Origin of the sequence: Nonomuraea cavernae (genome assembly GCF_040655715.1) — a bacterium.
GTDB classification, from domain to species: Bacteria; Actinomycetota; Actinomycetes; order Streptosporangiales; family Streptosporangiaceae; genus Nonomuraea; species Nonomuraea cavernae_A.
The window spans coordinates 181,990-202,771 of sequence record NZ_JBFAKL010000009.1; the positions used below are offsets into that span (position 1 = coordinate 181,990).

The 20,782-nt window shown below is 71.2% G+C and carries 19 protein-coding genes; 5 read left to right on the forward strand and 14 right to left on the reverse strand.

Annotated elements, in window-relative coordinates; genetic code table 11:
* Positions 1-82: 82 nt before the first annotated feature.
* The 12 genes from AB0I38_RS15885 to AB0I38_RS15940 all read right to left on the reverse strand — a co-directional run bounded on the left by AB0I38_RS15885 (position 83) and on the right by AB0I38_RS15940 (position 13,640).
* Positions 83-499, reverse strand: coding sequence for a hypothetical protein (locus AB0I38_RS15885; RefSeq protein WP_358467480.1), 417 nt, complete (start codon positions 497-499; stop codon positions 83-85).
* Positions 500-595: 96 nt separating this feature from the next.
* Positions 596-1,486 carry a diacylglycerol/lipid kinase family protein gene (locus tag AB0I38_RS15890; protein ID WP_358467482.1) on the reverse strand — a complete coding sequence of 297 codons (891 nt, stop codon included), beginning with the start codon at positions 1,484-1,486 and terminating at the stop codon, positions 596-598.
* Between the two features lie 107 nt (positions 1,487-1,593).
* Positions 1,594-2,652 (reverse strand): GNAT family N-acetyltransferase, encoded by a 1,059-nt coding sequence (locus tag AB0I38_RS15895; RefSeq protein WP_358467484.1) that lies wholly within the window; start codon positions 2,650-2,652, stop codon positions 1,594-1,596.
* Entirely contained in the window at positions 2,639-3,856 is a 1,218-nt protein-coding gene (locus AB0I38_RS15900; RefSeq protein ID WP_358467486.1) for an ATP-grasp domain-containing protein, read from the reverse strand. Before AB0I38_RS15900 ends, AB0I38_RS15895 begins: the two co-directional genes overlap by 14 nt.
* A complete protein-coding gene (locus AB0I38_RS15905) occupies positions 3,853-4,575 on the reverse strand; it encodes a hypothetical protein (RefSeq protein WP_358467488.1) in 723 nt (240 codons plus the stop codon). Before AB0I38_RS15905 ends, AB0I38_RS15900 begins: the two co-directional genes overlap by 4 nt.
* Entirely contained in the window at positions 4,572-6,392 is a 1,821-nt protein-coding gene (locus tag AB0I38_RS15910; protein WP_358467490.1) for a carbamoyltransferase family protein, read from the reverse strand. The genes AB0I38_RS15905 and AB0I38_RS15910 overlap by 4 nt, the downstream gene beginning before the upstream one ends.
* On the reverse strand, positions 6,380-7,645 hold the full coding sequence (locus AB0I38_RS15915) for a hypothetical protein (RefSeq protein WP_358467492.1): 1,266 nt from the start codon (positions 7,643-7,645) through the stop codon (positions 6,380-6,382). Before AB0I38_RS15915 ends, AB0I38_RS15910 begins: the two co-directional genes overlap by 13 nt.
* Complete coding sequence (locus AB0I38_RS15920) at positions 7,642-8,619, reverse strand: glycosyltransferase family 2 protein (protein ID WP_358467494.1); 978 nt, start codon at positions 8,617-8,619, stop codon at positions 7,642-7,644. The genes AB0I38_RS15915 and AB0I38_RS15920 overlap by 4 nt, the downstream gene beginning before the upstream one ends.
* Positions 8,616-9,752 carry a UDP-galactopyranose mutase gene (gene glf, locus AB0I38_RS15925; protein WP_358467496.1) on the reverse strand — a complete coding sequence of 379 codons (1,137 nt, stop codon included), beginning with the start codon at positions 9,750-9,752 and terminating at the stop codon, positions 8,616-8,618. Before glf ends, AB0I38_RS15920 begins: the two co-directional genes overlap by 4 nt.
* A 261-nt stretch (positions 9,753-10,013) precedes the next feature.
* The gene (locus AB0I38_RS15930) at positions 10,014-10,931 is read right to left on the reverse strand and encodes a DNA-3-methyladenine glycosylase family protein (protein WP_358467498.1); all 918 of its coding nucleotides are present in this window, start codon (positions 10,929-10,931) and stop codon (positions 10,014-10,016) included.
* A 185-nt stretch (positions 10,932-11,116) separates the two neighbouring features.
* Positions 11,117-12,745: an FAD-dependent oxidoreductase gene (locus tag AB0I38_RS15935; RefSeq protein ID WP_358467500.1), complete on the reverse strand. Its 1,629-nt coding sequence runs from the start codon at positions 12,743-12,745 to the stop codon at positions 11,117-11,119.
* Positions 12,746-12,875: 130 nt separating this feature from the next.
* A complete protein-coding gene (locus AB0I38_RS15940; RefSeq protein WP_358467502.1) occupies positions 12,876-13,640 on the reverse strand; it encodes an SDR family NAD(P)-dependent oxidoreductase in 765 nt (254 codons plus the stop codon).
* 94 nt (positions 13,641-13,734) lie between these two features.
* Here AB0I38_RS15940 and AB0I38_RS15945 point away from each other — a divergent pair, with 94 nt between their 5' ends.
* The 4 genes from AB0I38_RS15945 (at position 13,735) to AB0I38_RS15960 (ending at position 16,265) form a co-directional block, all read left to right on the forward strand.
* On the forward strand, positions 13,735-14,292 hold the full coding sequence (locus tag AB0I38_RS15945) for a helix-turn-helix domain-containing protein (RefSeq protein WP_358467504.1): 558 nt from the start codon (positions 13,735-13,737) through the stop codon (positions 14,290-14,292).
* 479 nt (positions 14,293-14,771) lie between these two features.
* A complete protein-coding gene (locus AB0I38_RS15950; protein ID WP_358467506.1) occupies positions 14,772-15,170 on the forward strand; it encodes a YbaB/EbfC family nucleoid-associated protein in 399 nt (132 codons plus the stop codon).
* Positions 15,171-15,231: 61 nt separating this feature from the next.
* On the forward strand, positions 15,232-15,618 hold the full coding sequence (locus AB0I38_RS15955; protein ID WP_358467508.1) for a hypothetical protein: 387 nt from the start codon (positions 15,232-15,234) through the stop codon (positions 15,616-15,618).
* Positions 15,615-16,265 carry a hypothetical protein gene (locus tag AB0I38_RS15960; protein ID WP_358467510.1) on the forward strand — a complete coding sequence of 217 codons (651 nt, stop codon included), beginning with the start codon at positions 15,615-15,617 and terminating at the stop codon, positions 16,263-16,265. Before AB0I38_RS15955 ends, AB0I38_RS15960 begins: the two co-directional genes overlap by 4 nt.
* A gap of 101 nt (positions 16,266-16,366) precedes the next feature.
* Here AB0I38_RS15960 and AB0I38_RS15965 read toward each other — a convergent pair whose 3' ends face one another.
* Both AB0I38_RS15965 and AB0I38_RS15970 read right to left on the reverse strand, forming a co-directional pair.
* Positions 16,367-16,804 carry a hypothetical protein gene (locus AB0I38_RS15965; protein ID WP_358467512.1) on the reverse strand — a complete coding sequence of 146 codons (438 nt, stop codon included), beginning with the start codon at positions 16,802-16,804 and terminating at the stop codon, positions 16,367-16,369.
* A gap of 198 nt (positions 16,805-17,002) precedes the next feature.
* Positions 17,003-17,503, reverse strand: coding sequence for a hypothetical protein (locus AB0I38_RS15970; RefSeq protein WP_358467514.1), 501 nt, complete (start codon positions 17,501-17,503; stop codon positions 17,003-17,005).
* Positions 17,504-17,687: 184 nt separating this feature from the next.
* On the opposite strand from AB0I38_RS15970, the gene AB0I38_RS15975 reads away from it, so the two are divergent.
* Complete coding sequence (locus tag AB0I38_RS15975; RefSeq protein WP_358467516.1) at positions 17,688-20,729, forward strand: AfsR/SARP family transcriptional regulator; 3,042 nt, start codon at positions 17,688-17,690, stop codon at positions 20,727-20,729.
* Positions 20,730-20,782 lie beyond the last annotated feature (53 nt).

Genomic DNA, 20,782 nt, shown 5'->3' on the forward strand with positions numbered 1-20,782 from the left:
TCCCGTCTCCTGACTCTCTTCGACTCGTCGAGTCACTCAGGTTACAGAAGTAAACAAGCCGGAAATATATGTTTTTCGCGCGTCAGCCCCCCTGGGTGTAGATCGTCTTCCAGCGGGAGCACTCGCCGACCGGGCGCGTCGCGTTGCCTCGGCACACCTGCACCCTGATCTGCAGCACCCCGCCGACGCTCTTGCTGAACGAGCCCGTGCCCGGCACGCAGTTGTACACGCCGTGCGTCCGCCAGCGGCCGTTCTGCCCGCTCTGGCGCCGGATGAGCACCCACGAGCAGCCCTTGCCATGGGTGTCGTCGAGGTACCCCTTCACGATCAGCCCCGACTGCCCGGCCACGACGCGCCCCCACGCGGTCGCCTTGCCGTCGGTGGAGTGGACGCCACCCCACTTCCAGGACGTGGGATCAGCGGCGGCGGGGGCGCCCTGGACGGCCAGGGCGATGGCGGCGGCGGTCATGCCGGTCAGAAAGCGGGCGGCGATGCGCATGAGGGGTCTCCCGGGATAGTGGGTCGTCGTCACCCCAAGGACTACCGGCGCGCTCTTGTACGCGGCTTGGAGCTCAGTGGGCGGCCCACTTCCGGCTCATCCGCCGGGGGCGATGACCCGCCAGGCCGCGGGGCGCAGCGTCCAGGACCAGCGCGGTGCGGCCGGGCGCAGCTCGCCGTCCAGGTTGGCCGGGACAGGCTCGCCGTCGATGGCGATCGACGTCCCCCTGACGGTCGTGACCTCGTTGAGCCGGCCGTGCCTGCCGCGCCGCAGCAGCAGCCCGTAGACGAGGCGGGACCAGGGAGACACGGCGTAGGAGATGACGACGTCGGCCAGCCCGTCGTCCGGCCGGGCGGCCGGTGCCAGCGGGGTGCCGCCGCCGATCGAGCCGCCGTTGCCGACGCCCACCATGAGGATCCGCCGGCGGCCGTCGGCGATCACCTGGCCGTCCACGCGGACCCGCAGCCGCCACCCCCGCGCGCGGGTTCCGGCGACCAGCGCGCCCACCGCGTACGCGGCCCGCCGCAGCAACGGCTTGAGCGGGGTGGCCTGCTCGGAGGCCAGCGCGCCGACCCCGACGTGCACGGCGTTCAGCACGATCCCGCCCTGGTCGTCGACGAGCAGATCCAGCGGCCGCTCCACTCCGCGCGGGACGAGCGTCGCGGCCTGCCGCGGATCCAGCGGGATGCCGAGCGTGCGAGCCAGGTCGTTGCCGGTGCCCATCGGGACCAGGCCCACCGGCCGGGTGCCGAGCTCGCCCCGCGCGCGCAGCGCGGCCACCACCCGGTGCAGCGAGCCGTCGCCGCCGAGGACGACGGGGGCGCGGTCCGGGTGCCGGTCCAGCACCCGGTCGATGTCGCCCGGCTCCTCCACGACGCAGGTCACCACGTCGGCCTCGTCGCCCAGCGCGCGCAGCACCGCCCGGCGGGTCTCGTCGTCGTCCCCGCCCGCGGCCGGATTGCCGATCGCCACCAGCTTGCGTGACACCCCGTTCCCTCCGTTCGCCTGGCCCGCCTGGTGCCCCCGATCTGTCAGGCGAAACCCGCCAGCTCGCGGAGCCCGCCGGAAGCGGATCTCCGTGGTGGCGTGCGTCCTCAGCCGGCCGGGAGGTCAGGTGGGTCGAAACGACGGCTGAACAGGCCCATGAGCGAGGTGACGGCCCGGCTGCGGGCGGTGAACAGCCGGCTCCGCGGTTCCAGGCTCACCCCGAACTGCTTCTTCGTCTCGTAGGCCGCCGCGCCGAAGCGCAGCGTACGGGCGCCCGACGAGATGGCGTTCCGCACGCAGGCGGCCAGGAGGGCGTGATAGGCGGCGGTGCCGGCGGTGCGCTCGTAGTCACGCCCGATCCACCTGACCGCCAGGTCGTCGTCATCGCGGAGCAGGGCGATGCAGCCGACCAGCGTGCCGTCCCGGTGGGCCGCGAGCAGGGTCAGGTCGGCGCCCAGGACGGTGGCCGCCTTGACGAACAGATCCGGCCCGTAGTGCCGGACCGCGCCGTGACGGCGCGTCACGTCCGCCACCATCCGGTCCAGTGCCGGACCGTCCTCGGCCGTCGGGATCAGCGGCCGGACGACGATGCCCTCGCGTTCTGCGCGCCGCTGCGTGCGGCGGATCTCACGGCGCCTCTTGCTCGGCAGATCGGCCAGATAGTCGTCGAACGACGGCCAGGTCAGATCCAGACGGGTGTCCGGCAGCCAGCCGAGCCGGAGATAACCGCGTTGATCCGCATGGGCCGGATCCGGCGCGGGCAGATGGTCGACGACGCAGAACGGCGACCGCTCTCGTCTGGCGAGGTCCCGGATCTCCCGGAGCAGCACGTCGAGCTCGGCCTGTGGATCGGGGCCGTCACCCACCAGCAGCCCCGGGGACGCCGTCATCGGTACGGCGACGTGCAGGAAGGGCGAGCGGCGCAGCAGCCGGCCGAACCGCGCGTCGAGCCGGGGGTTCTGCAGCCGGTGTTCGAGCGCGCCGACGGCGGCCGCCACGAGTCTTCCCTGCCGGCGTACCAGCAGATATCTGGGCCGGTGATCGGCCAGGACGGTCTCGGCCAGGTGGAGCCAGCGATGCCGGACGAAAGGGAGCTCGCCGCGGAGCGAGTCCCATTCGCCGGGTGACACTCCCTCGATGGAGGTGAGCACGTCAACCGTGTGCATCACTGTTCTCCGGCCCGGCCACCTCGAACCTCATGGTCCCGGCCACGAGGTCGGCCGAGGCGTCCAGCGCGGCGGTCGTGGCCGCCCGCACGACGAACCAGCCGAGCCGGTCCGACACGTCCTGGTAGGGCCGGACTCGCCGGCCCGGCCGGGCCAGCACCACCAGCTCGGCCACCTCCGGGACGGCCCTGACCCGCTCCTCGCCGGACACCGACACCAGGGTCCCGGCCCGCTCGGCGGTGATCACCTCCCATCGGACCGGACGTGGCGGATGCGGATCCAGCTCGATCGGCAGACCGGTCGCGGCCTGCACGGCGGCCCGTACGGGGTCCACGCCGTGGCAGAGCCGTACCATGTCGTCGGTTCCGTTGCCTCCCGTGCGCAGCCCCAGCTCGATGAGGTACGGCTCGCCGTCCGGAGTGACGATCAGGTCGAGGTTCAGCGGCCCGCGCCGGTAGTCCAGGCGGGCGCAGACCTTGTCCACGACGGAGCGGACGGTGTCCTCGACGTCCGGTGGCAGCGCGACCGGCATGTCGCGGCGCAGGGTCAGCACCAGAGGCGGTGGGCTCACCGTCTGCCGGCTCACCGCCATGAACACCACGCGTCCGTCGTCCACGACGCACTCGCAGTTGTAGAGGACTCCGGGGATCTCCTCCTCGACCATGATCATGCCGCTGTAGGAGCGGTCACGGGCCGCCATCGCGGCGGAGAGGACGGCGCCGGGGGAGGCGCATCTGGTCACCCCGCGCCCGCTCTGCGCGTCGGCGGGCTTGACGAACACGGGGAAGCGGAGCGCGCGGGCCCGCGCGGCGAGTTCGGCCGGGTCGTCGCCCATGATCCAGGGATAGGACGACACGCCGAGTTCGTCGAGGATGCCGCGCACCACCCACTTGTCCAGCGAGGCCCGGGCCGCCTCCTCGGAGAGCCGGCTCGGCAGCCCCAGCGCGACGGCCAGCGCGCGCAGCGCCGGCACCGCGACGTCACTGGACGGCGCCACCACGCCCGCCACGTCCGTACGGCCGCCGAGTGCCGCCAGGATCGCCCCGGCGTCGCGGGTGCTGACCGGCAGGTACTCGTCGGCGAGGGCGACGCCCGGCGCGGTGGCCGACTGGTCCACCGCGATCGTCCGGTAGCCCATCTCGGCCGCCACGCGGTAGGTGGACAGCGCGCCGTCGGCGGCGCCGAGTATCAGTAGTGAGGTCATGACAGGTGCTTCCGGTGCCGGGCGACCGCCTGGTCGACGTAGCGTCCCAGCGGCAGCGACAGCACCGCGACGGCCAGCGCCAGGTGGATCACCATGAACACGACGGCGGTCGCGATGCTGGGCGGTCCACCGGTGAAGACGATGATGTGGGAGGCGTAGTGGAGGTGCGACGGCGGGCCGTCGGGCCAGTCGTAGGTGAGCCAGAACGTGAGATCGTTCAGCCCGGAGATGACCACCAGGACCGAGGCGAGCCCCAGTTTGAGGACCGACGTCGTCCGGGCTCCCCCCATCCGGTAGCCGAGCAGCGCGAACAGCACGACGAACGTGACGGTCAGCAGGATCCACTGGTAGATGGTCTGGAACAGGAGGTCCTGCTGATCGCCGGACGCGGCGCCGAAGGGCAGGATCCGCAGCACCAGACCGGTGTCCAGGACCCCCATGTAGAAGACGACCGCGGCCAGCAGCAGCGGCGGTCCGAACCGCCGCAGGGGCAGCAGCGCGACGGTCACCACCCCGAACACGAACGGGCTGAGCCGGAAGGCCCAGTCGGCCAGGTCGCCCAGCGTCTGCTGGGGCGGCAGCACGAGCATGATCAGCCCGGCGAGCACGGCGGTGGGGACGCCGGACACCAGCCACAGCCGGCTCCGGTTCCGGTGGGCCGCCGCGATCCAGGCGTCGGCGCGGGCGGTGCCGCGGCGGGCGGGGCGAACGGAGGTCATCGGCCGGCGCCCGATTCGTCGGCCGGCTTCCGCACCCAGAACGGCCCGAGCGCCAGCGCGTCCACGTCGGTCTTGAGGTAGCAGGCGACCGCGTCCTCCGGGGTGCACACGATCGGCTCGTCGTTGTCGTTGAACGAGGTGTTGACCAGCATCGGCACCCCGGTGAGCTCGTCGAACCGGCTGATCAGCTCGTGGTAGAGCGGGTTGTCGGCGCGGCTCACCGTCTGCACCCGGGCGGTGCCGTCCACGTGGGTGATCGCGGGCACCACGGCCCGCTGGTGCTCCAGCACGTCGAAGACGAGCAGCATGACCTCGGACGGATGGTCACTGGCGAAGTACTCGCCGGACCGCTCCTCCAGGCAGGACGGCGCGAACGGGCGGAACGGCTCGCGATGCTTGACCTTCTCGTTCATCCGCGCCTTGGATTGGGGATCGCGCGGGTCGGCCAGCAGTGACCGGTTGCCCAGGGCTCGCGGACCGCACTCCATCCGGCCCTGGAACCAGCCGACGATCAGCCCCTCGGCGATCCCCGCCGCGGTGTGGCGGGCGATGTCGTCCACCCGCTGGTACTCGACGCCCGCGTCGCGTAACGCCTGCTCCATCCGCTCCTCGGTGAACTCCGGACCGGTGAAGACGTAACCGGTCGTCGGCCTGGGCCGGTCGAACCGGCCCACGCTCACCTCCAGCGCCGCGCCGAGCGACGACCCGTCGTCGGCGGAGGCCGGCTGGGCGAAGAACTCCTCGAACCCGGTCTCCAGCAGGATGCGGCCGTTCATCACGGAATTGAGCGCCACCCCGCCGGCCACCGCGAGCCGGGTCATCCCGGTCTCCTCGTGCAGCCAGCGGGCCAAGTGCAGGCCGGCCCGTTCCAGCGTGGCCTGAAGGGCGTAGGCGATGTCCATGTAGTGCTGCGGGACGGGATTGTCCTGGGTGATCCGGGTCTGGGGCCGGGGCGGGCCGAAGGTGTCGATGAACTTCCGCGACACCATGTGCTTGCCGTTGCGGTGGTGCTGGAAGTAGCTCAGGTCCAGCTCGTATCCGCCGTCCGGGGTGAGGTGCAGCAGCTCGGCGAACTGCTCCACGTAGGTGTCGTTCCCGTACGGCGCGAGGCCCATCACCTTGCCCGCGTCGCGGGTGGAGTAGAAGCCGAGGTAGCCCGTGACGATCGCGTACATGGCGCCCAGCGAGTGCGGATACCGGATGCGCTTCAGGTCCCTGATCCGCTTGCCGTCGCCGACCGCGAGGCAGGTGGTCGTCCCGTCGCTGCCGACGCCGTCCAGGGTGAGGACCGCGGCTCTGTCGAACGGGCTGACGAAGAACGCGCTGGCCGCGTGCGAGCGGTGGTGGTCGATGAGGTGGACCTTGAACTTGGTCGGCCCGGTGTGGCCGACGGCCGCCTTGACGTCGTCGGCGAGGGTGTAGGTGCGCTTGATGTGGGCCAGGACCGCCCCGCCGACGTGGTAGTCGTCGTTCTTCTTGGGGCCACCGCCGTGGCGCAGGGTCTCGACCAGGCCGGCCGACTTGGCGCCGTTCTCGCGCTCGTTGCGGAACACGTCAAGGGTGCCGGGGAAGTAGCGGGCGAACACCTTCGCCGCGTGCGCGGCCTCCCGCCAGCGCTGCCAGTAGAACGCCACGTGATCCACTTCGTCGAGGCCGATTCCGGCCTGCTCCAGGCAGAACTCGATCGCACGGGCGGGAAACCGGCCGTCGTGTTTGACCCGGGTGAATCTCTCCTCCTCGGCGAAGGCGACGATCTCGCCGTCGCGCACCAGTGCCGCGGCCGAGTCGTGCACCCGGGAGATGCCTAGTACGTACATGTTGTTCGCTCCAATTCACGGAAAATCATCATTCGCCGCATCGTATGAGCCTTGATCGGGATTGATAGGGCTAAAGCCGCCAAGGCGCCGAGCGCGCCCAGCCACGGCACGAGGGCGGCGGCCAGCAGGCCCGTCGCGACCAGGCCGACCAGCGCGCCCGACGAGGTCACGACGAGCACGTCGTTGTTGGTGTTCTCCACCAGGTAGCCGGCGTACATCACGATCAGGAAGAGGATCAGCACGACGCCGACCAGCAGCCCGAGCGCGAGCACGGGCGGCTCGCCGGCGGTCAGGTGCCCCCGCGTGACCGGTACGGCCAGCAGCAGGGCGAACACCGCCGCGAACCCGGCGCCCAGGCGCTCGCCGAGACGCAGCAGCCGCCGGGCGCGGGACCGGCCCGAGCGGCCCTGGACGCCGCGCAGCCGGTGGGAGGTGGCCGGCTGCGTCACCCGCAGCAGGTAGACGACCACCTGACAGACCGCGACCGCCGGGAGCAGGGCGAGATAGAGCGTTCCGCTCTGGCTCGCCAGCCCGGAGACGGCGAGCACCAGGTACACGAGCGCGAAGCAGAGCGCGTCGCACAGATCGGCGACGCCGAGCAGCCAGGTGAGGCGGGCCAGCTTGCCCAGCAGCCGCCGGCGCGGCGCGCCCGGCGGTCTCCGCAGCCAGTCGCGGGGGAGCGCCGCCACGGCCGCGGCGGTGACCACGAGGGTGCCGGCGAGCAGCAGCAGCAGATGGACCTGAGGCGCCCAGCCGACCAGCAGGGTGGCCGCGGTGACGGCGAGCACCACACCGCCGGTCGCTCCGAACGCGACCGTGTCCAGCCCCGGCCGGCCACGCAGCCGGTGCAGGCCGGACACCGCCATCAGCAGGCCGGTGCAGGCCGACCAGGTCCCGGCGGCCAGGTAGGCGGTCGCCGCCGACAGCGGGGCGAACACCGCCACCGGGACGAGCGCGGCCAGCAGGACCAGGGTGGGGACGGCCGCCATGGCGAGCGACAGCCGGGCCACCGCGGGGCCGAGCCGCCTGGTGCGGGGCAACGTCTTGAGCGCCGCCTTCTCCGGCGCGTCGCCGGCCAGGAGCAGCCACGCGCACTGCCCGACGGCGCCGGCGTAGAGGCTGAACGCGGGCCCGTCCCACACGGCCACCAGGGCGACCGCGGTCACCTGGACCCCGATCCGGAACGCGCCCCGGCCGATCAGCAGCCGCAGGATCGTCGCGGTCCGGGGGACGGCCACCGTCACGGTGGTCACGACGGCGCCCTCGTGGTGTCCGCCAGGTCGAGCAGACGGTCCTCGTCGCGGATCGGCACGGTCGACTCCCGCACGTAGAACAGCCTGGGACGGGCAGCCTGGCCCGCCGCGATCGAGACCAGGTGACGCACGGTGAACCCGAGGACCGCCAGCGCCACCGCCGCGAGCAGGAACCCGGCGGCGCGGCCGGCCGCCGGGCCGAGCAGCCCGAGCGCGGTGGCGAGGGCGCACAGCAGCGCCACCGCGCCGGCGCCCACGGCCAGGCCGGTGACCACCGTGGTCAGCCGCCGGCCGACGCTGACGTACAGGTCGACGGCGTGCCGCGCGAGCCCGCGCACGTTCATCTTCGACGTGCCCCGCAGGCGGGCGCGGTGGCCCACCGGGACGGTGGTGTAGCGGTTCGTCAGCCGTGGCACGGTCGCCAGGAAGTTCGGGGAGCCCAGCCGGAGGTCCACGACGGTGCGCGCCAGCGACGTGCGCACCAGGCGGAACGCGGTGGCTCCACGGGGGACCTCGATCCCCAGCCGGGCGGCGAGGGCGTGGAAGCCGGCCGAGCCGAGGCGTCGGATCCACGGGTCGTCGCGGCCGGCCCGGACGCCGAACACCGCGTCGTGCCGCCCCCGCGCCGCCGCCTCGATCAGCCGGCGCGCCTCGGCGGCGGGGAACTGCTGGTCGGCGTCGAGGTGCAGGACCCACGGCCGGCTCGCGTACCGGTAGCCGGCGGAGAACGCCGCCTCGAAACCGAAGTTACGGGTGAAGGAGATGTACTGCACCCGGGGATCGGCGTCCGCCAGCGCCTTGAGCGCGGGCAGGGTGCCGTCGCCGCTGCCGTCGTCGACGAAGATCACTTCGAGGTCGAGGTCGCCGAACTCGGCCACCACCTCGGCGTAGACGTGGCCGACGTTGTCGGCCTCGTCGAAGCAGGGGATCACGATCGAGAGCCCGGCGTCGGCCGGGCCGTCGCCCGTGGTCAACGCCGGCCCGTGGCGAAGTGCGGGCGGATCCGGTTGTCGTACATGGTCAGCGCGGACGCGACGGCGGCGTGCATGTCGAGGTACCTGTAGGTGCCGAGCCGGCCGCCGAAGAACACCCCGGGCTCGCTACGGGCCCGCTTCCGGTACGCCTGCAGCCGGGCCCGGTCCGCAGGGGTCCCGATCGGGTAGTACGGCTCGTCTCCCGCGCCGGCGAAGCGGGAGTACTCGCGCATGATGACGGTCCGGTCGTCCGGATGGCCGCGTTCCGGGTGCAGATGGCGGAACTCGTGGACGCGGGTGTGGGGGACGTCCTCGTCGGCGTAGTTCATCACCGCCGTCCCCTGGAAGTCGCCCGTCGGCGCGACCTCGATCTCGTAGTCCAGCGTGCGCCAGGTCAGGGCGCCTTCGGCGTAGCCGAAGTACCGGTCGAGCGGGCCGGTGTAGACGACGGGGACGGCGCCCGCGGCGTCCAGGTCGAAGAAGTCGGTGCCGAGCCGGATCTCGATGCGGGGATGGTCGGCCATCCGCTCCAGCCAGGCCGCGTACCCGTCGACCGGAAGGCCCTGATGGGTGTCGTCGAAGTAGCGATCGTCGAAGGTGTACCGGACCGGCAGCCGGCCGATGATCTCCGGTGGCAGGTCGCGCGGCGAGGTCTGCCACTGCTTGGCCGTGTAGCCGCGGATGAGCGCCTCGTACAACGGGCGCCCCACCTGGGAGATGGCCTTCTCCTCGAGGTTGGCCGGGTCGGGGAACTCCGCCGCCTGCTCGGCGAGGAGCGCGCGGGCCTGGCCGGGCGACAGGACGCGTTCGAAGTATTCGCAGATCGTGCCCAGATTGATGGGCATGGAGTACACGCGGCCTTTGAACACCGAGAAGACCCGGTGCAGGTACGGGGTGAAGGCGGTGAAGCGGTTGACGTACTCCCAGACGCGTTCGTTGGAGGTGTGGAAGACATGGGTGCCGTAGGTGTGAATCTCGATGCCGGTGGTCGGCTCGATCTCGCTGTGGGCGTTACCGCCGATATGGTCGCGGCGCTCGACGACGAGCACCCGTAAACCGAGCTCGCGCGCTGATCGTTCGGCCACGGTGAGGCCGAAGAGCCCGGCGCCGGCTATGACGAGGTCAATCTCCACTGCCGTCCTTGGGTTCTTCACGCCGACTGGAACGCCATGGGTCTTGTGAACTGCCGGCGAACAGACGGTCGTATCGCCCAGAGAGCCACCCGCTCTGGGTTGTGCCCCGGACCGCCACCGCGCGGTCTGAGCCTTGATTGACGTTGATGTTGTCGGTGTCAGTATCACTGGATATGGGCCAGTGTCCGAAAGTCCTTTGCGGGCGGTTGTAATGGAGTTGTGACGCATTGCTGAACGTGCGGTCAAGGTCGCCGTCAGTGATCATCTGTCGTCGGGCGCCGGGCGCCGGGCGCCGGCGCGATCGTCCACGGCGCCATAGGTGGACGCCCGAAACAGGAAGGAGGCCCAGGAGCGGTAGGGCCGCCACATTTCGGCGAGCCCGCGGTACGTGGCCGGCGGGGTGTCCTCCGGCAGGCCGTACGCCTCGCGCAGGATCGCGAACAGCCGTGGCTCGTCGCCCGGGAACGCGTCCGGCGCGCCCGCGCCGCGGATCAGGATGAGCCCGGCGGAGAACGGTCCCACGCCGGGCAGGGCGCGCAGCTCGGCCAGGGCCTCCTCCGGAGCCAGGGAGCGCAGGTGCTCGGTGGTGAGCACGCCATCGAGCGCCGCGCGGGCCAGCCCGCGCACCCACTCCTCCTTCTGCGCGGGCAGACCGAGCCCGTCCGCGTCCAGCAGCGTCACGGGCGGCGGGAAGACCGGGTACTCCCGCCCGTCCAGGGCGACCTTCGCGCCCCATCGCTCCGCGATGCGCTGCTTGATCCGCGAGGCGATGAGCATCGACGAGCGCTGCACGATCACCGCCCAGCAGGCCGCCTCCCACGGGCTCCAGAAGCACACCGGCCGCAGGCCGGGGCTGCGGCGGTGCAGGTCGCCGAGGACCGGGTCGGCCTCGCCGAGCTTGGCGAACCCGGCGCCGTCCACGTCGAGGGACAGGATCCGGGCCACCTCGCCCCGGATCCCCGGCCCGGCGGCCCGCGTCGTGGCGACGGCGACCCCGCCCGGCGCGGCCGTCACGGTCACGCCGATCGGCCGCCAGTCGGTCTCCGCGCAGTAGGCGAAGCGCAGCGCCCGCCCGTCGGAGGGCAGCGCGCTGGTGGCTGGCCAGTCCTCGACGAAACGCAGCGAGGCGTCGAAGCTGAACGGCCCCTCGGCGGTGAGCGTGAATCCGTGCGTGGTCATGCGCGAATGGTAGGAGCCCCCACCCACCGCCCGGACCCGCCCGCTGGAGCGTTCAGGGATGGAGCGTTCAGGGATGGAGCTTCAGGGATGGAGCTTCAGGGATGGAGCGTTCAGGGGTGGGGTGATGACGGCCAGGCTCCGGTCCGCGGATCGGTGAGGATCGATCCGCGGACCCGAGCCCGGGCTCAGCGGGACGCGGCGTGCCGCGCGGCTCGGTAGCCGAAGACGACGGCGGGGGCGATGGTCGAGCCGGGGCCCGGGTAGGTGCGGCCCATGACCGAGGCGGTGGTGTTGCCCGCGGCGTACAGGCCCGGGATGACCGACCCGTCCTCGCGCAGGACGCGGGCGTGCTCGTCGGTCAGCAGGCCGCCCTTGGTGCCCAGGTCGCCGGGATGGATGCGGACGGCGCGGAAGGGACCCCGCTCCAGCGCGCCCAGGTTGGGGTTGGGCTTGACCCGTGGGTCGCCGTAGTAGTTGTCGTAGACGGTCCGGCCGCGGCCGAAGTCCTCGTCGACGCCGGTGCGGGCGAAGCCGTTGAACCGCTCGACGGTCGCGGTCAGCCGTTCCGGATCGATGTCTATCTTGGCGGCCAGCGCCTTCAGGGACGGCTCCTCGACGAGCAGGCCCGCCTCGATCCACTTCTTCTTCTGGCCCAGATAGGCGGTGTTCAGATAGCGCCGGGCGTGCCTGACGTCGGTGATCATCCACATCGGGCCGGGCACGTCGTGCCGGAGCATGTCATGCCCGAGGTCGATGTACGACTGCGACTCGTTGGTGAAGCGTTCGCCGTTCGCGTCCACCACGATGCTGAAGGGAAGCGACCGCTCGGCGACGAGGAAGCTGCTCTTGCCGTCGGGGCCGATCAGGCTCCCGCCCCACCAGGCGTCGTCCATGAGCGCCAGCGCGCCGCCCGCCTGGGCGCCCACCTCGATGGCGGTGCCCAGGTCGCCTTCGGGGGCGGAGGAGTGTCCGGGGACGCCGTGATGCTTCAGGCGCCACTCCCGGTTGTTCGCGAAACCTCCGGCGGCCAGGACGACGCCGTGCCGGGCTCGGACCCTCCGCTGCCGGCCGTCCCGTTCGACGACCGCGCCCACCACGTCGCCGTCCTCCACGATGAGCTCGACGATCGGCGTGGAGAGCCAGACGGGGGTCTGCTGGGTGCGCACGATGTGCATGAGCGAGCAGGCGAGCGCGCCGCCGATGCCGACCGGGCGCTTGCCGGCGGCGAGCTGGCCGAGTGAGCGGAAGACGAACTGCGCGCCGCGCACGAAGCCGCTGGGGGTGGACCAGGCGCGGGCCAGCAGCCACACGTCGTCGGTCATGAGCGGGAGCGGGATGCTGTCCTTGGCGCGCGAGCTGGCGTACCAGTCGCCGAGCAGCTTGGTGTCGAAGGCCGCGACCTCAAGGGAGCGGCCCACCTTGCCGCCCGGCCGGTCCGGATAGTAATCGGGGTAGTCGGCGGACCTTCTCCACTTGACGCCGAGGCGGCCGAGGAAGGTCACGACCTCGGAAACGGTCTGCAGGAAGGCCGTCCTGCGCTCGGGCGAGGAGGCCGGCCCGACGTCGCCGATCACGTCGTCCATGTACTGGCGGGCCTCGCCGGTGGAGTCCTGGACACCGGCCCGGATCATGAGCGGGTTGGCCGGCATCCACAGCCCGCCTCCGGAGATGGACGTGGTGCCGCCCCATTTCGGGGTGCTCTCCACCACCAGGACGGTCAGCCCTTTGTCGGCCGCGGCGATCGCCGCGGTCAGGCCAGCCGCGCCTGAGCCCGCGACGAGTACGTCGACGAGGTCGTCCCACTGATCGGTCATCAAGCTCCCTCGTTTCACGCGAAGACGGCCCGGAAGGCGATCTCACCAACCGGACAGTTCTGTCCGGTTAACGGTTCGTAGTCTGTGCGATGAGCGTTCGCCGAGTCAACAGGTGCGCGGACCGCCGGCCTCAGCCCGCCGACCAGCCGCCGTCCACCGGGACGATGGCGCCGTTGACGAACGAGGCGGCGTCGGAGGCGAGGAAGAGGGCCGCGTCGGCCATCTGCTCGGGCTGGGCCATCTGGTCGCCGAGGGCGAGCACGGGGCTGAGCCGGGTGACGCCGGCCGTGTCGAAGGCGGCGGCGCCCTCCGCCGTGGCGATGTTGGTCAGGGTGGGGCCGGGCAGGATGGCGTTGCAGCGGATGCCCTCCTTGGCGTACGCCCAGGCCACGCTGCGGGTCAGGCCGACCACGCCGTGCTTGGAGGCGGTGTAGGCGGCGCCCGCAGCGCCGCCTCGGATGCCGGCCTCGGAGGCGGTGTTGACGATCGCGCCGCGTCCCTCGCGCAGCATGTGCGGCAGGACGGCGTGGGTGACCAGGAAGGTGCCGGTCAGGTTGACGCGCAGCACCCTGTCCCACATCTCGATCGACAGGTCGGCGGGCAGGGCCATGTTGTCGATGATGCCGGCGTTGTTGCACAGCACGTCGATCCGTCCGTACGCGCTGATCGCGGTCTCGACCATGTCGGCGACCGACGCCTCGTCGCCGATGTCGGCCGTCACGGCGATGGCGGCCTCCCCGATGTCGGAGGCGGTCAGCTCGGCGCTTTCGCCGTTGACGTCACAGACCACCACGCGGGCGCCGGCCTTGGCGAAGGCGATGGCCATCGCCCTGCCGATGCCGGAGCCGGCGCCTGTGACGAGGGCCACGCGGTTGTCGAAGGTGTTGGTCGTCAAGGGTTCGTCCTCCCGATGGGGGTGCGGGACAGCGCTGAAGGCGGCGCGGGTCGTAACAACCGGACAACAATGTCCGGTTGTTACGATAGCCGCTATGCCTGCCGCGCGTCGACCGAACAGAGGGCCCAGTGCCGCTGCGGAGAACCGCGCGGCACTCATAGCGGCGGCCCGTGAGGTCTTCGCCGACGCCGGATACAACGCGCCGCTCAGCATGGTCGCCCGCGCCGCCGGAGTCGGGCAGGGCAGCCTCTACCGGCACTTCCCCGATCGCATCAGCCTCGCGCTGGCCGTGTTCGAGGACAGCGTCGCCGACCTGGAGGCCCTGGCCGCCGAGCCCAGCGCCGATCTCGACGACGTGCTGGCCCTGATCACCGAGCAGACCATCGCCTCGACCGCGTTCGTCACCGTGGTCAGCACGCCCTCGCATCCCGACCCGCGCGTCATCGTCCTGCGCGATCGCGTGGCGAGGCTGCTGGAGGGCGGGCTGGCCGAGGCCCGCGACGCCGGCCGCGTCCGCGCCGACGTGACGGCCGAGGACCTGGTCCTGGCCGTCGGCATGCTGGCCAGCCTCCTCGCCAACCTTCCAGCCGCCGAGCGGCCCGAGACCGCCCGGCGCATGTGGAGACTGCTCCGCGGCGGCATCGAGCCCTGACCGCCGCCACGGCCCACCTCCACGACTGCGGGTCTCCGGATCCGCCTCGACTCGCGGTGACCCAGGCCACAGGCCAGGTCCTCGGCCGTGCACGCTCCGCATCGGCTGACCATGGTCTGGCTGCTTCGTTGATCGATGGCCTCAGGTCGGTCGCGATGTACGGCTATCGTGCGACTCTTCCCCTTTTTTGACGATCTTTATATAGGATCATGCTGGTTTCAGAGCCGCTACGACATTCGCGGTGGCTCATCTCTTCGCGTGCGGTGCCTCTGTGGTCCTGGTGTAATCCGAATGCCATTCGGTGAGGATGTTCCCGGTCGTGGAGATGGGCGCGGGGTGAAGCTGGAGGCGATTGTGGTGGTGGCAGGTCTTGGCGGCCAGGGGCATGGACGGCATCAGCGTCGTCGCGGCTGCGCCCGAGCGGTCGTCATGGCTTCCTGCCTGCGATCGCGAACGACGAGTGCCGTATCGGAGTAGAGATGAACGACCGTTACCCGGCTGAAGCGGGCCACACCATGCAATCAGTCTTTCCCGAATCCCGTGAGTTGGCTGCTCAGCTGGTGGGGCAGGGGTTTTCGGGCGACCGGAGTGTCCGGGTGACGATCGGCGGGGACGGGCTGGTCGAACTCGTCGACATGGATCCCCGGGTGATGCGCAGGGGCTCCGAGGAGCTGGCCGAGCTGGCTGCGGAGGCGCTGCGGAACGCCCAGGAGGACTGGTTTCGCCGCTTCGCCCAAGCGACCGCCCCCCTGCGTGAGGAGCGGGCGCGCGACATCCAGGAGCGCCTGCGGAAGAGCCTGGAGCAGAACGCGCAGATGTACGCGTATCGAACGCGGGAGATCCAGGAAACGCTCGCCAAACTGTCGCAAGACCGCTGAGCTGTCGATCCCGTCCGTCGCGGCTGCAAAGGCGTCGGCCGCCGAACAAGGAGAGTGTTGATTGGCCGGCCCCGAAGGCGCCACGTGGAACCCCGATTCCCTCAACAAAGGATCGAAAGCGATAGAGGGCATTGCGGGTGCCGTAACAGAGCTGACCATAACGGATGATCGCACTTACGACCAGCGCGCCCCCCGGCCCTCGGGCAAACGCGATCCGATCCCGCACCACTACAAGTGGTTCTATGCCGACGGACTCGCCGTGGAGGTCAATGCGGCGGCTAAGGCGGTGCTGGACGCGCTGTCGAACCTGCGGAGCCAGGTCACGTGGGGGTCGGACGGGCTCGCCAGGATGGCCAAAAAAGAAACCGCCGTGGAGGACCACAACCTCGCCGCAGCGTACGGCAGGCTTGAGAAGGCCCTTGATCGGCCGGAAGGGGAGACGTCGTGAACGACATCGACTTCCGCAGAACTCCGTACTACCTGGACTTCGCAGATCATGAAGAGGTGGAGAAGCTTCTCTCGCACTGGGGCCAAAAAGGCGTGATGCAATTCAAGTGGCCGGCGGACGACAACTCGGAATACTACGACGCGTTCGAGGCCTGGGGTGATGTGCGCGATGTGCTGCTGGCGCAGCTGGAAGATAATGATGCCTTGAAAAAACAGTTCAAGGAGATGGGGGAGAAGAACGACGGGGTGGCGTTGGACGCCTTCCTGGAGTACTGGGATTCCATTCCTCTGCAGAATGCCAGGGAAATCTCCCACTCATCCGAGGTGATGAGGGGAGCGGTCTGGGCGCTGAATCGAAACCTTTCCGCCTTCAAGGAGACCGCCATGCTGAGTCTTCTGGATCTCAAGAAGGCGCTGGACGACACCGAGGGATGGTGGTGGTCCCGTTGGTTCTCGATGGGGGGTGACCGCAGCGAGGTGGAAAATAGATCCCGGTCCCTCGTCCATGAATTCGACCTCGGCATGAAGCCGCTCACGTCTCAGCTCGAGCAGAACGTGGGCCAGGCAAGGGAAATCGTCGTCAAGCAGAAAGCGGTTCTCGAGCAGATCGCCAAGCCCATGCCGAAAAACCTCGGATTAAACCCGTGATTCATGCCTGGAGCCGCTCAGGGCGGTGGTGAGCACCAGCACGCCGGCGCCGCCGCCCGCTTCCCCGTCCGGACGGCGGCGCCGACGCGCCTCAGGCGCCCCTACCAGGGGCGGTTGATGTGCAGCAATGTGCCGTAGCTGACGCTCGAGGTGTAGAGATCGAGGTCGACCCGGGCCCGGTGAGACGGGCGGGCGTAATGCGTGTAATTCGCAGAGAGTGTCCTGGTTTGCCAGACGCCGTTGCATTCCTTGGCGTAAGCCGGTTCGTTACCCGGCGTGGTCCAGTCCACGAGCCGGATCCGGGCGCACCAGCCGTCACCCGGCCCGGAGTCGTGGAGCTGCGCGGTGACCGTGACCCACTCCCGGCCTTCGGTGCGGTCGATGTACCAGGTCACCCTGGCGTTCCGGATCTGCGCCTTCGCCCGGCCCGATGACGGGTTCTGCAGGTTCGGGAGATTCCACGTCTTACTGATGACGCCCGTCTGCGCCGACGCGGCGGGCGACGTCGCGCAGAGCCCGGTGAACGTCAGGCCGGCCACGAGCGCGGTGTGGAGAAGTCGTTTCACTGTGCCCCCAGTGCTGGTGAGGTGTGGCCGTCGCCCGGATTCCCCGTCCGGGCGACGGCGTCGAGATGATCTGGCGTGCTGTGAGGGTGCGGGCCCCGTGCGCAACCTCAGGTGCGACCACTGCGGCCGCAAAGAACGGGCGATGACCCGTGAGATGACCTGGCCGGATCGTCAGCGGTTTCCGGAGTTCGGGGCCCAGGGGTTCTTCAGGCCCCAGTAGGTCCCGGATCCGTTGGGGTTCGTGCGGAGGATGAGTTTGGTCGCTCCGTAGCTGCCCGGCTCCTCGAAGTTGCCTGGCGCGGTGGCCAGAGACCTCGTCTGCCAGACCCCGTTGCACTCCTTGGCCGTGGTCTCCCTGAAGTCGGCGAAATACCCGTCGTCCGCTGAGAGCGTCATCCGCGCGCAGTGCCCGTCGCCCGGGCCGGAGTCGCGCAGCTGTGCGGTCACGGTGACCCACACCTGCTTCTCGACCCGGTCCCTGCGCCAGGTGACGGTGATGTTCCGCAGCTGCGCCCTGGCCTTGCCGGTCTGCGGATACTGCAGGTAGGAGATCTTGGACGTCCTGACGTCGATCCCGTTCTGGACCGATGCCGACGCTGAGGCGGCCGATGGCGCCGCGAGCGCCGTAAGTGCCACGCCGGCCGCGAGCGCGGCGAGGAGAGGTCGTTTCACTGTGCCCCCGGTGTTGGTGAGAAGTGTTCGGGGCGAGGATCCGGCATGTCGGTATACCGCCGGTATATCGGCAGATGTAGGTGGTACGGTCACGGCTCGACGAGGCCCGCCTTGGGTGATCTTGACAGGGCGACGGGCTCGCTGCGATGGTCATTGATTGAAATTTCACGAACGTGGGGCGTGAGTGGAGTTCCGCATTCTGGGGCCGATGGCCGTGTCGGACGGGGGCACGGGCCGGGGCGCCGACGGAGACGTCGACATCGGGGGCGCGGGCAAGCCGCGCCTCCTGCTCGCCCTTCTCCTGTCCCGGGCGCGCGCACCGGCCCCCATCGACTGGCTGACCGAGGCCATGTGGGGCGACGACCCCCCGCCCTCGGCCCGGCGCAACATCCAGCTGTACGTGCACCGGCTGCGGCGCGCCCTCGGCCGGGACCGCATCATCGGACACCGGGACGCGTACTCCCTCGACGCGGCCGACGAGGAGATCGACGCGGCCACGTTCCGGCGGCTGACCGGTGAGGGAGACGCCGCGCTGGCCGAGGGCAGCCCCGCCCGCGCGGTCGAGCGCTTCGGGGAGGCGCTCGCGCTCTGGCGGGGCGAGCCGTACGCGGACTTCCCGGAATGCCCGCCTCTCGCCTTCGAGGCGGACCGGCTCACGGAGCTGCGCATCGCGGCGCAGGAGCGCCGCGCGGAGGCGGAACTGGCGCTCGGCCGGGACACCACGCTGATCCCGGAGCTGTCCGGGCTGGCGAGCCGGCACTCACTGCACGAGCGGTTCAGCGCCCAGTTGATGCTCGCCCTCTACCGGGCGGGCCGCAGGGGCGAGGCCCTGGAGATCTTCCAGCGGATCCGGGGAGAGCTCGTCGCCGAACTGGGGCTCGAACCCGGCGCCGAGTTGCAGGAGCTGCACCGGCGCATGCTCACCGACGACGTACGCCTGCTGCCCGGCCTGCAGGGGCCGCCGAGCCCGTTACCGCCGGACATCGGCGACTTCGTGGGCCGCGACGACGAGCTCGCCCTGATCGAGAAGCACCTGTCGGACCGGAACCCGCGAGCCGAGTCCAGCGCGGTGCCGGTGGTCGTCGTGACGGGACAGGGCGGCGTGGGCAAGAGCACCCTGGCGGTGCGCGCGGCGCACCGGCTCCGGGAGTCCTATCCCGGCGGGTCGCTCTACATCGGCCTGCGGGGAACCGAAGCGCAGCCGTTGCCGCCGGCGGAGGCGCTGGAACGGCTGCTCCGCAGCCTGGGCGTCGAGGCGCCCGGCGACGGCGCCGGTCTCGACGAGACGGCCGGACGGTTCCGGCAGGCGTTGGACGGGCGGCGGCTGCTCCTCGTCCTCGACGACGCCGGGAGCGTGGAGCAGATCCGGCCGCTGATCCCGGGCGACCCCGGCTGCGGCGTGATCGTCACCAGCCGCCGATGGCTGGCCGGCCTGCCGAGCACCGCCCGGGTCGAGATGCGGGTGCTCTCCGACGCCGAGGGCGTGCGCCTGCTGAGCCACGTCGCCGGTGACGAGCGGGTGCGGGCCGAGTCCCGCGACGCCGCCGAGGTCGTACGGCTCTGCGCCGGACTGCCGCTGGCCGTGCGCATCGCGGCGGCCCGCCTCGCCACGCGCCCGCACTGGGCGATCTCGGACCTGGCGGCCAGGCTCGCGGACGAGCGCCACCGCCTGGACGAACTGACCGTGGACGATCTCGACGTCCGGGCGAGCATCGCGCTCGGCTACCGGAGCCTGGCCGCGGACCGGAGCCGGGCCCTGCGGCTGATCAGCCTGCTGGGATCGCCCGCGTTCGGCGCCTGGGCCGTCGCCGCGCTCCTCGACCTGCCGCCCGGCCGGGCACTCGAACTGGTCGAGGACCTGGCCGACCACCGGCTCCTGGAGATCGTCGGCGGCCGGGGGGCCGGCGCGCGCTACCGTACGCACGACCTCGTCCGGGTCTACGCGGCCGAGCGGGCCGCGGAGGTGGAGCTCCCCGCGAAGGCGGCCGCCGCGATCGAACGGGTGGCCGTCGCCGGTCTGCGGACGATGGGGACGATGGTCGCGCGGCTGCCCCTGACACTGCCGAGGAGACACCACCCGCCCGAGCCCACCGAGCCCACCGTGATCCCCCCTCCCGACTGGCTCGCCGCCGAGGAGGAGTTCCTCGTCGGCCTGGTCGAGCGCGTCGCGCGGTCCGGGTTCGACGAGCTGGCCTACGCCCTCACCGAAGCGCTGGTGCACGCCCTCTTCGCCGTCCGCAACCGGTTCGATCCCTGGAACCGCGCGCTCGCCGCCGCACACGCCGCCGCGCGCGCCGGCGGCAGCCGCCGGGTCGAGGCGACCGCCGAGAGCGGGCTGGGGCAGCTGCGCTACTGCGAGGACCGGTTCGCCGACGCCAAACGGCACTTCACCCGCGCGCTGGTCCTCTACCGGGAGCTCGGCGACGCGTGCGGTGAGGCGAACGCGCTGAACGGCCTGGGAACCGTGCACAAGGAGCTCGGCGAGCACGAGGAGGCGAGACCGCTGCTGGCCCGGGGGTGGCGGATGTGCGAGGAGCTCGGCGACGTCGAGGGCGTCGCGCACGCGAGCTACGGCCTGGGCGTCGCGGATCGTGAGCTGGGCGCGGATCGGCGGGCGCTCGGCCGGTTGAGCCTGGCGGCGGGGGCGTTCCGCCTGGCCGGACACCATCCCGGGGAGATCATCGCCATCCGCGGCATCGGCCTGGTGTTCCGAGCCAGGGGAGACCTCGTGGGGGCGGAGAAGTGGTGCGCGGAGGCCCACCGGCGGGCGGCCGGACTCGCCGACCGGCACCTGCGCTGCTACACCGGCCAGGCCCTGGCCAAGGTCTGGCTCCGCGCCGGGAGAACGGCGGAGGCCGAGCGGTTGCTCGCCGCGGGGCTGGAGGTGAGCGCCGAGCTGGGTGACCGGTTCGGCACGGCACTCGCCCTGCGGACCCTCGGTGAGGCGCATCTCGCGGCGGGACGTCCCGAACAGGCGCTCGACCACCTCCACCTGGCCCTGGCCGCGTGGGAGGACATGGAACACGATCTCTGGGCCGCCCGTACCCGCCGGGACCTGGGCGCGGCGCGCTCCCTGCTCGACGGTTGCGCGTCCGCGCACGACCTCTGGCGCTCCGCGCTGCGCACCTTCACGCGGACCGGCGTACGGGAGGCGGGGGAGTTGAGCGCCTGGCGCCGCCGATGGGGCTGCCACTGCGATCTGTCGGGCGTTCACGAAGATCGATGACCCGGCAGGGGTGGGAAGCCCCTGCGGATCGGCGGAAACAGGGGATCCCCCGC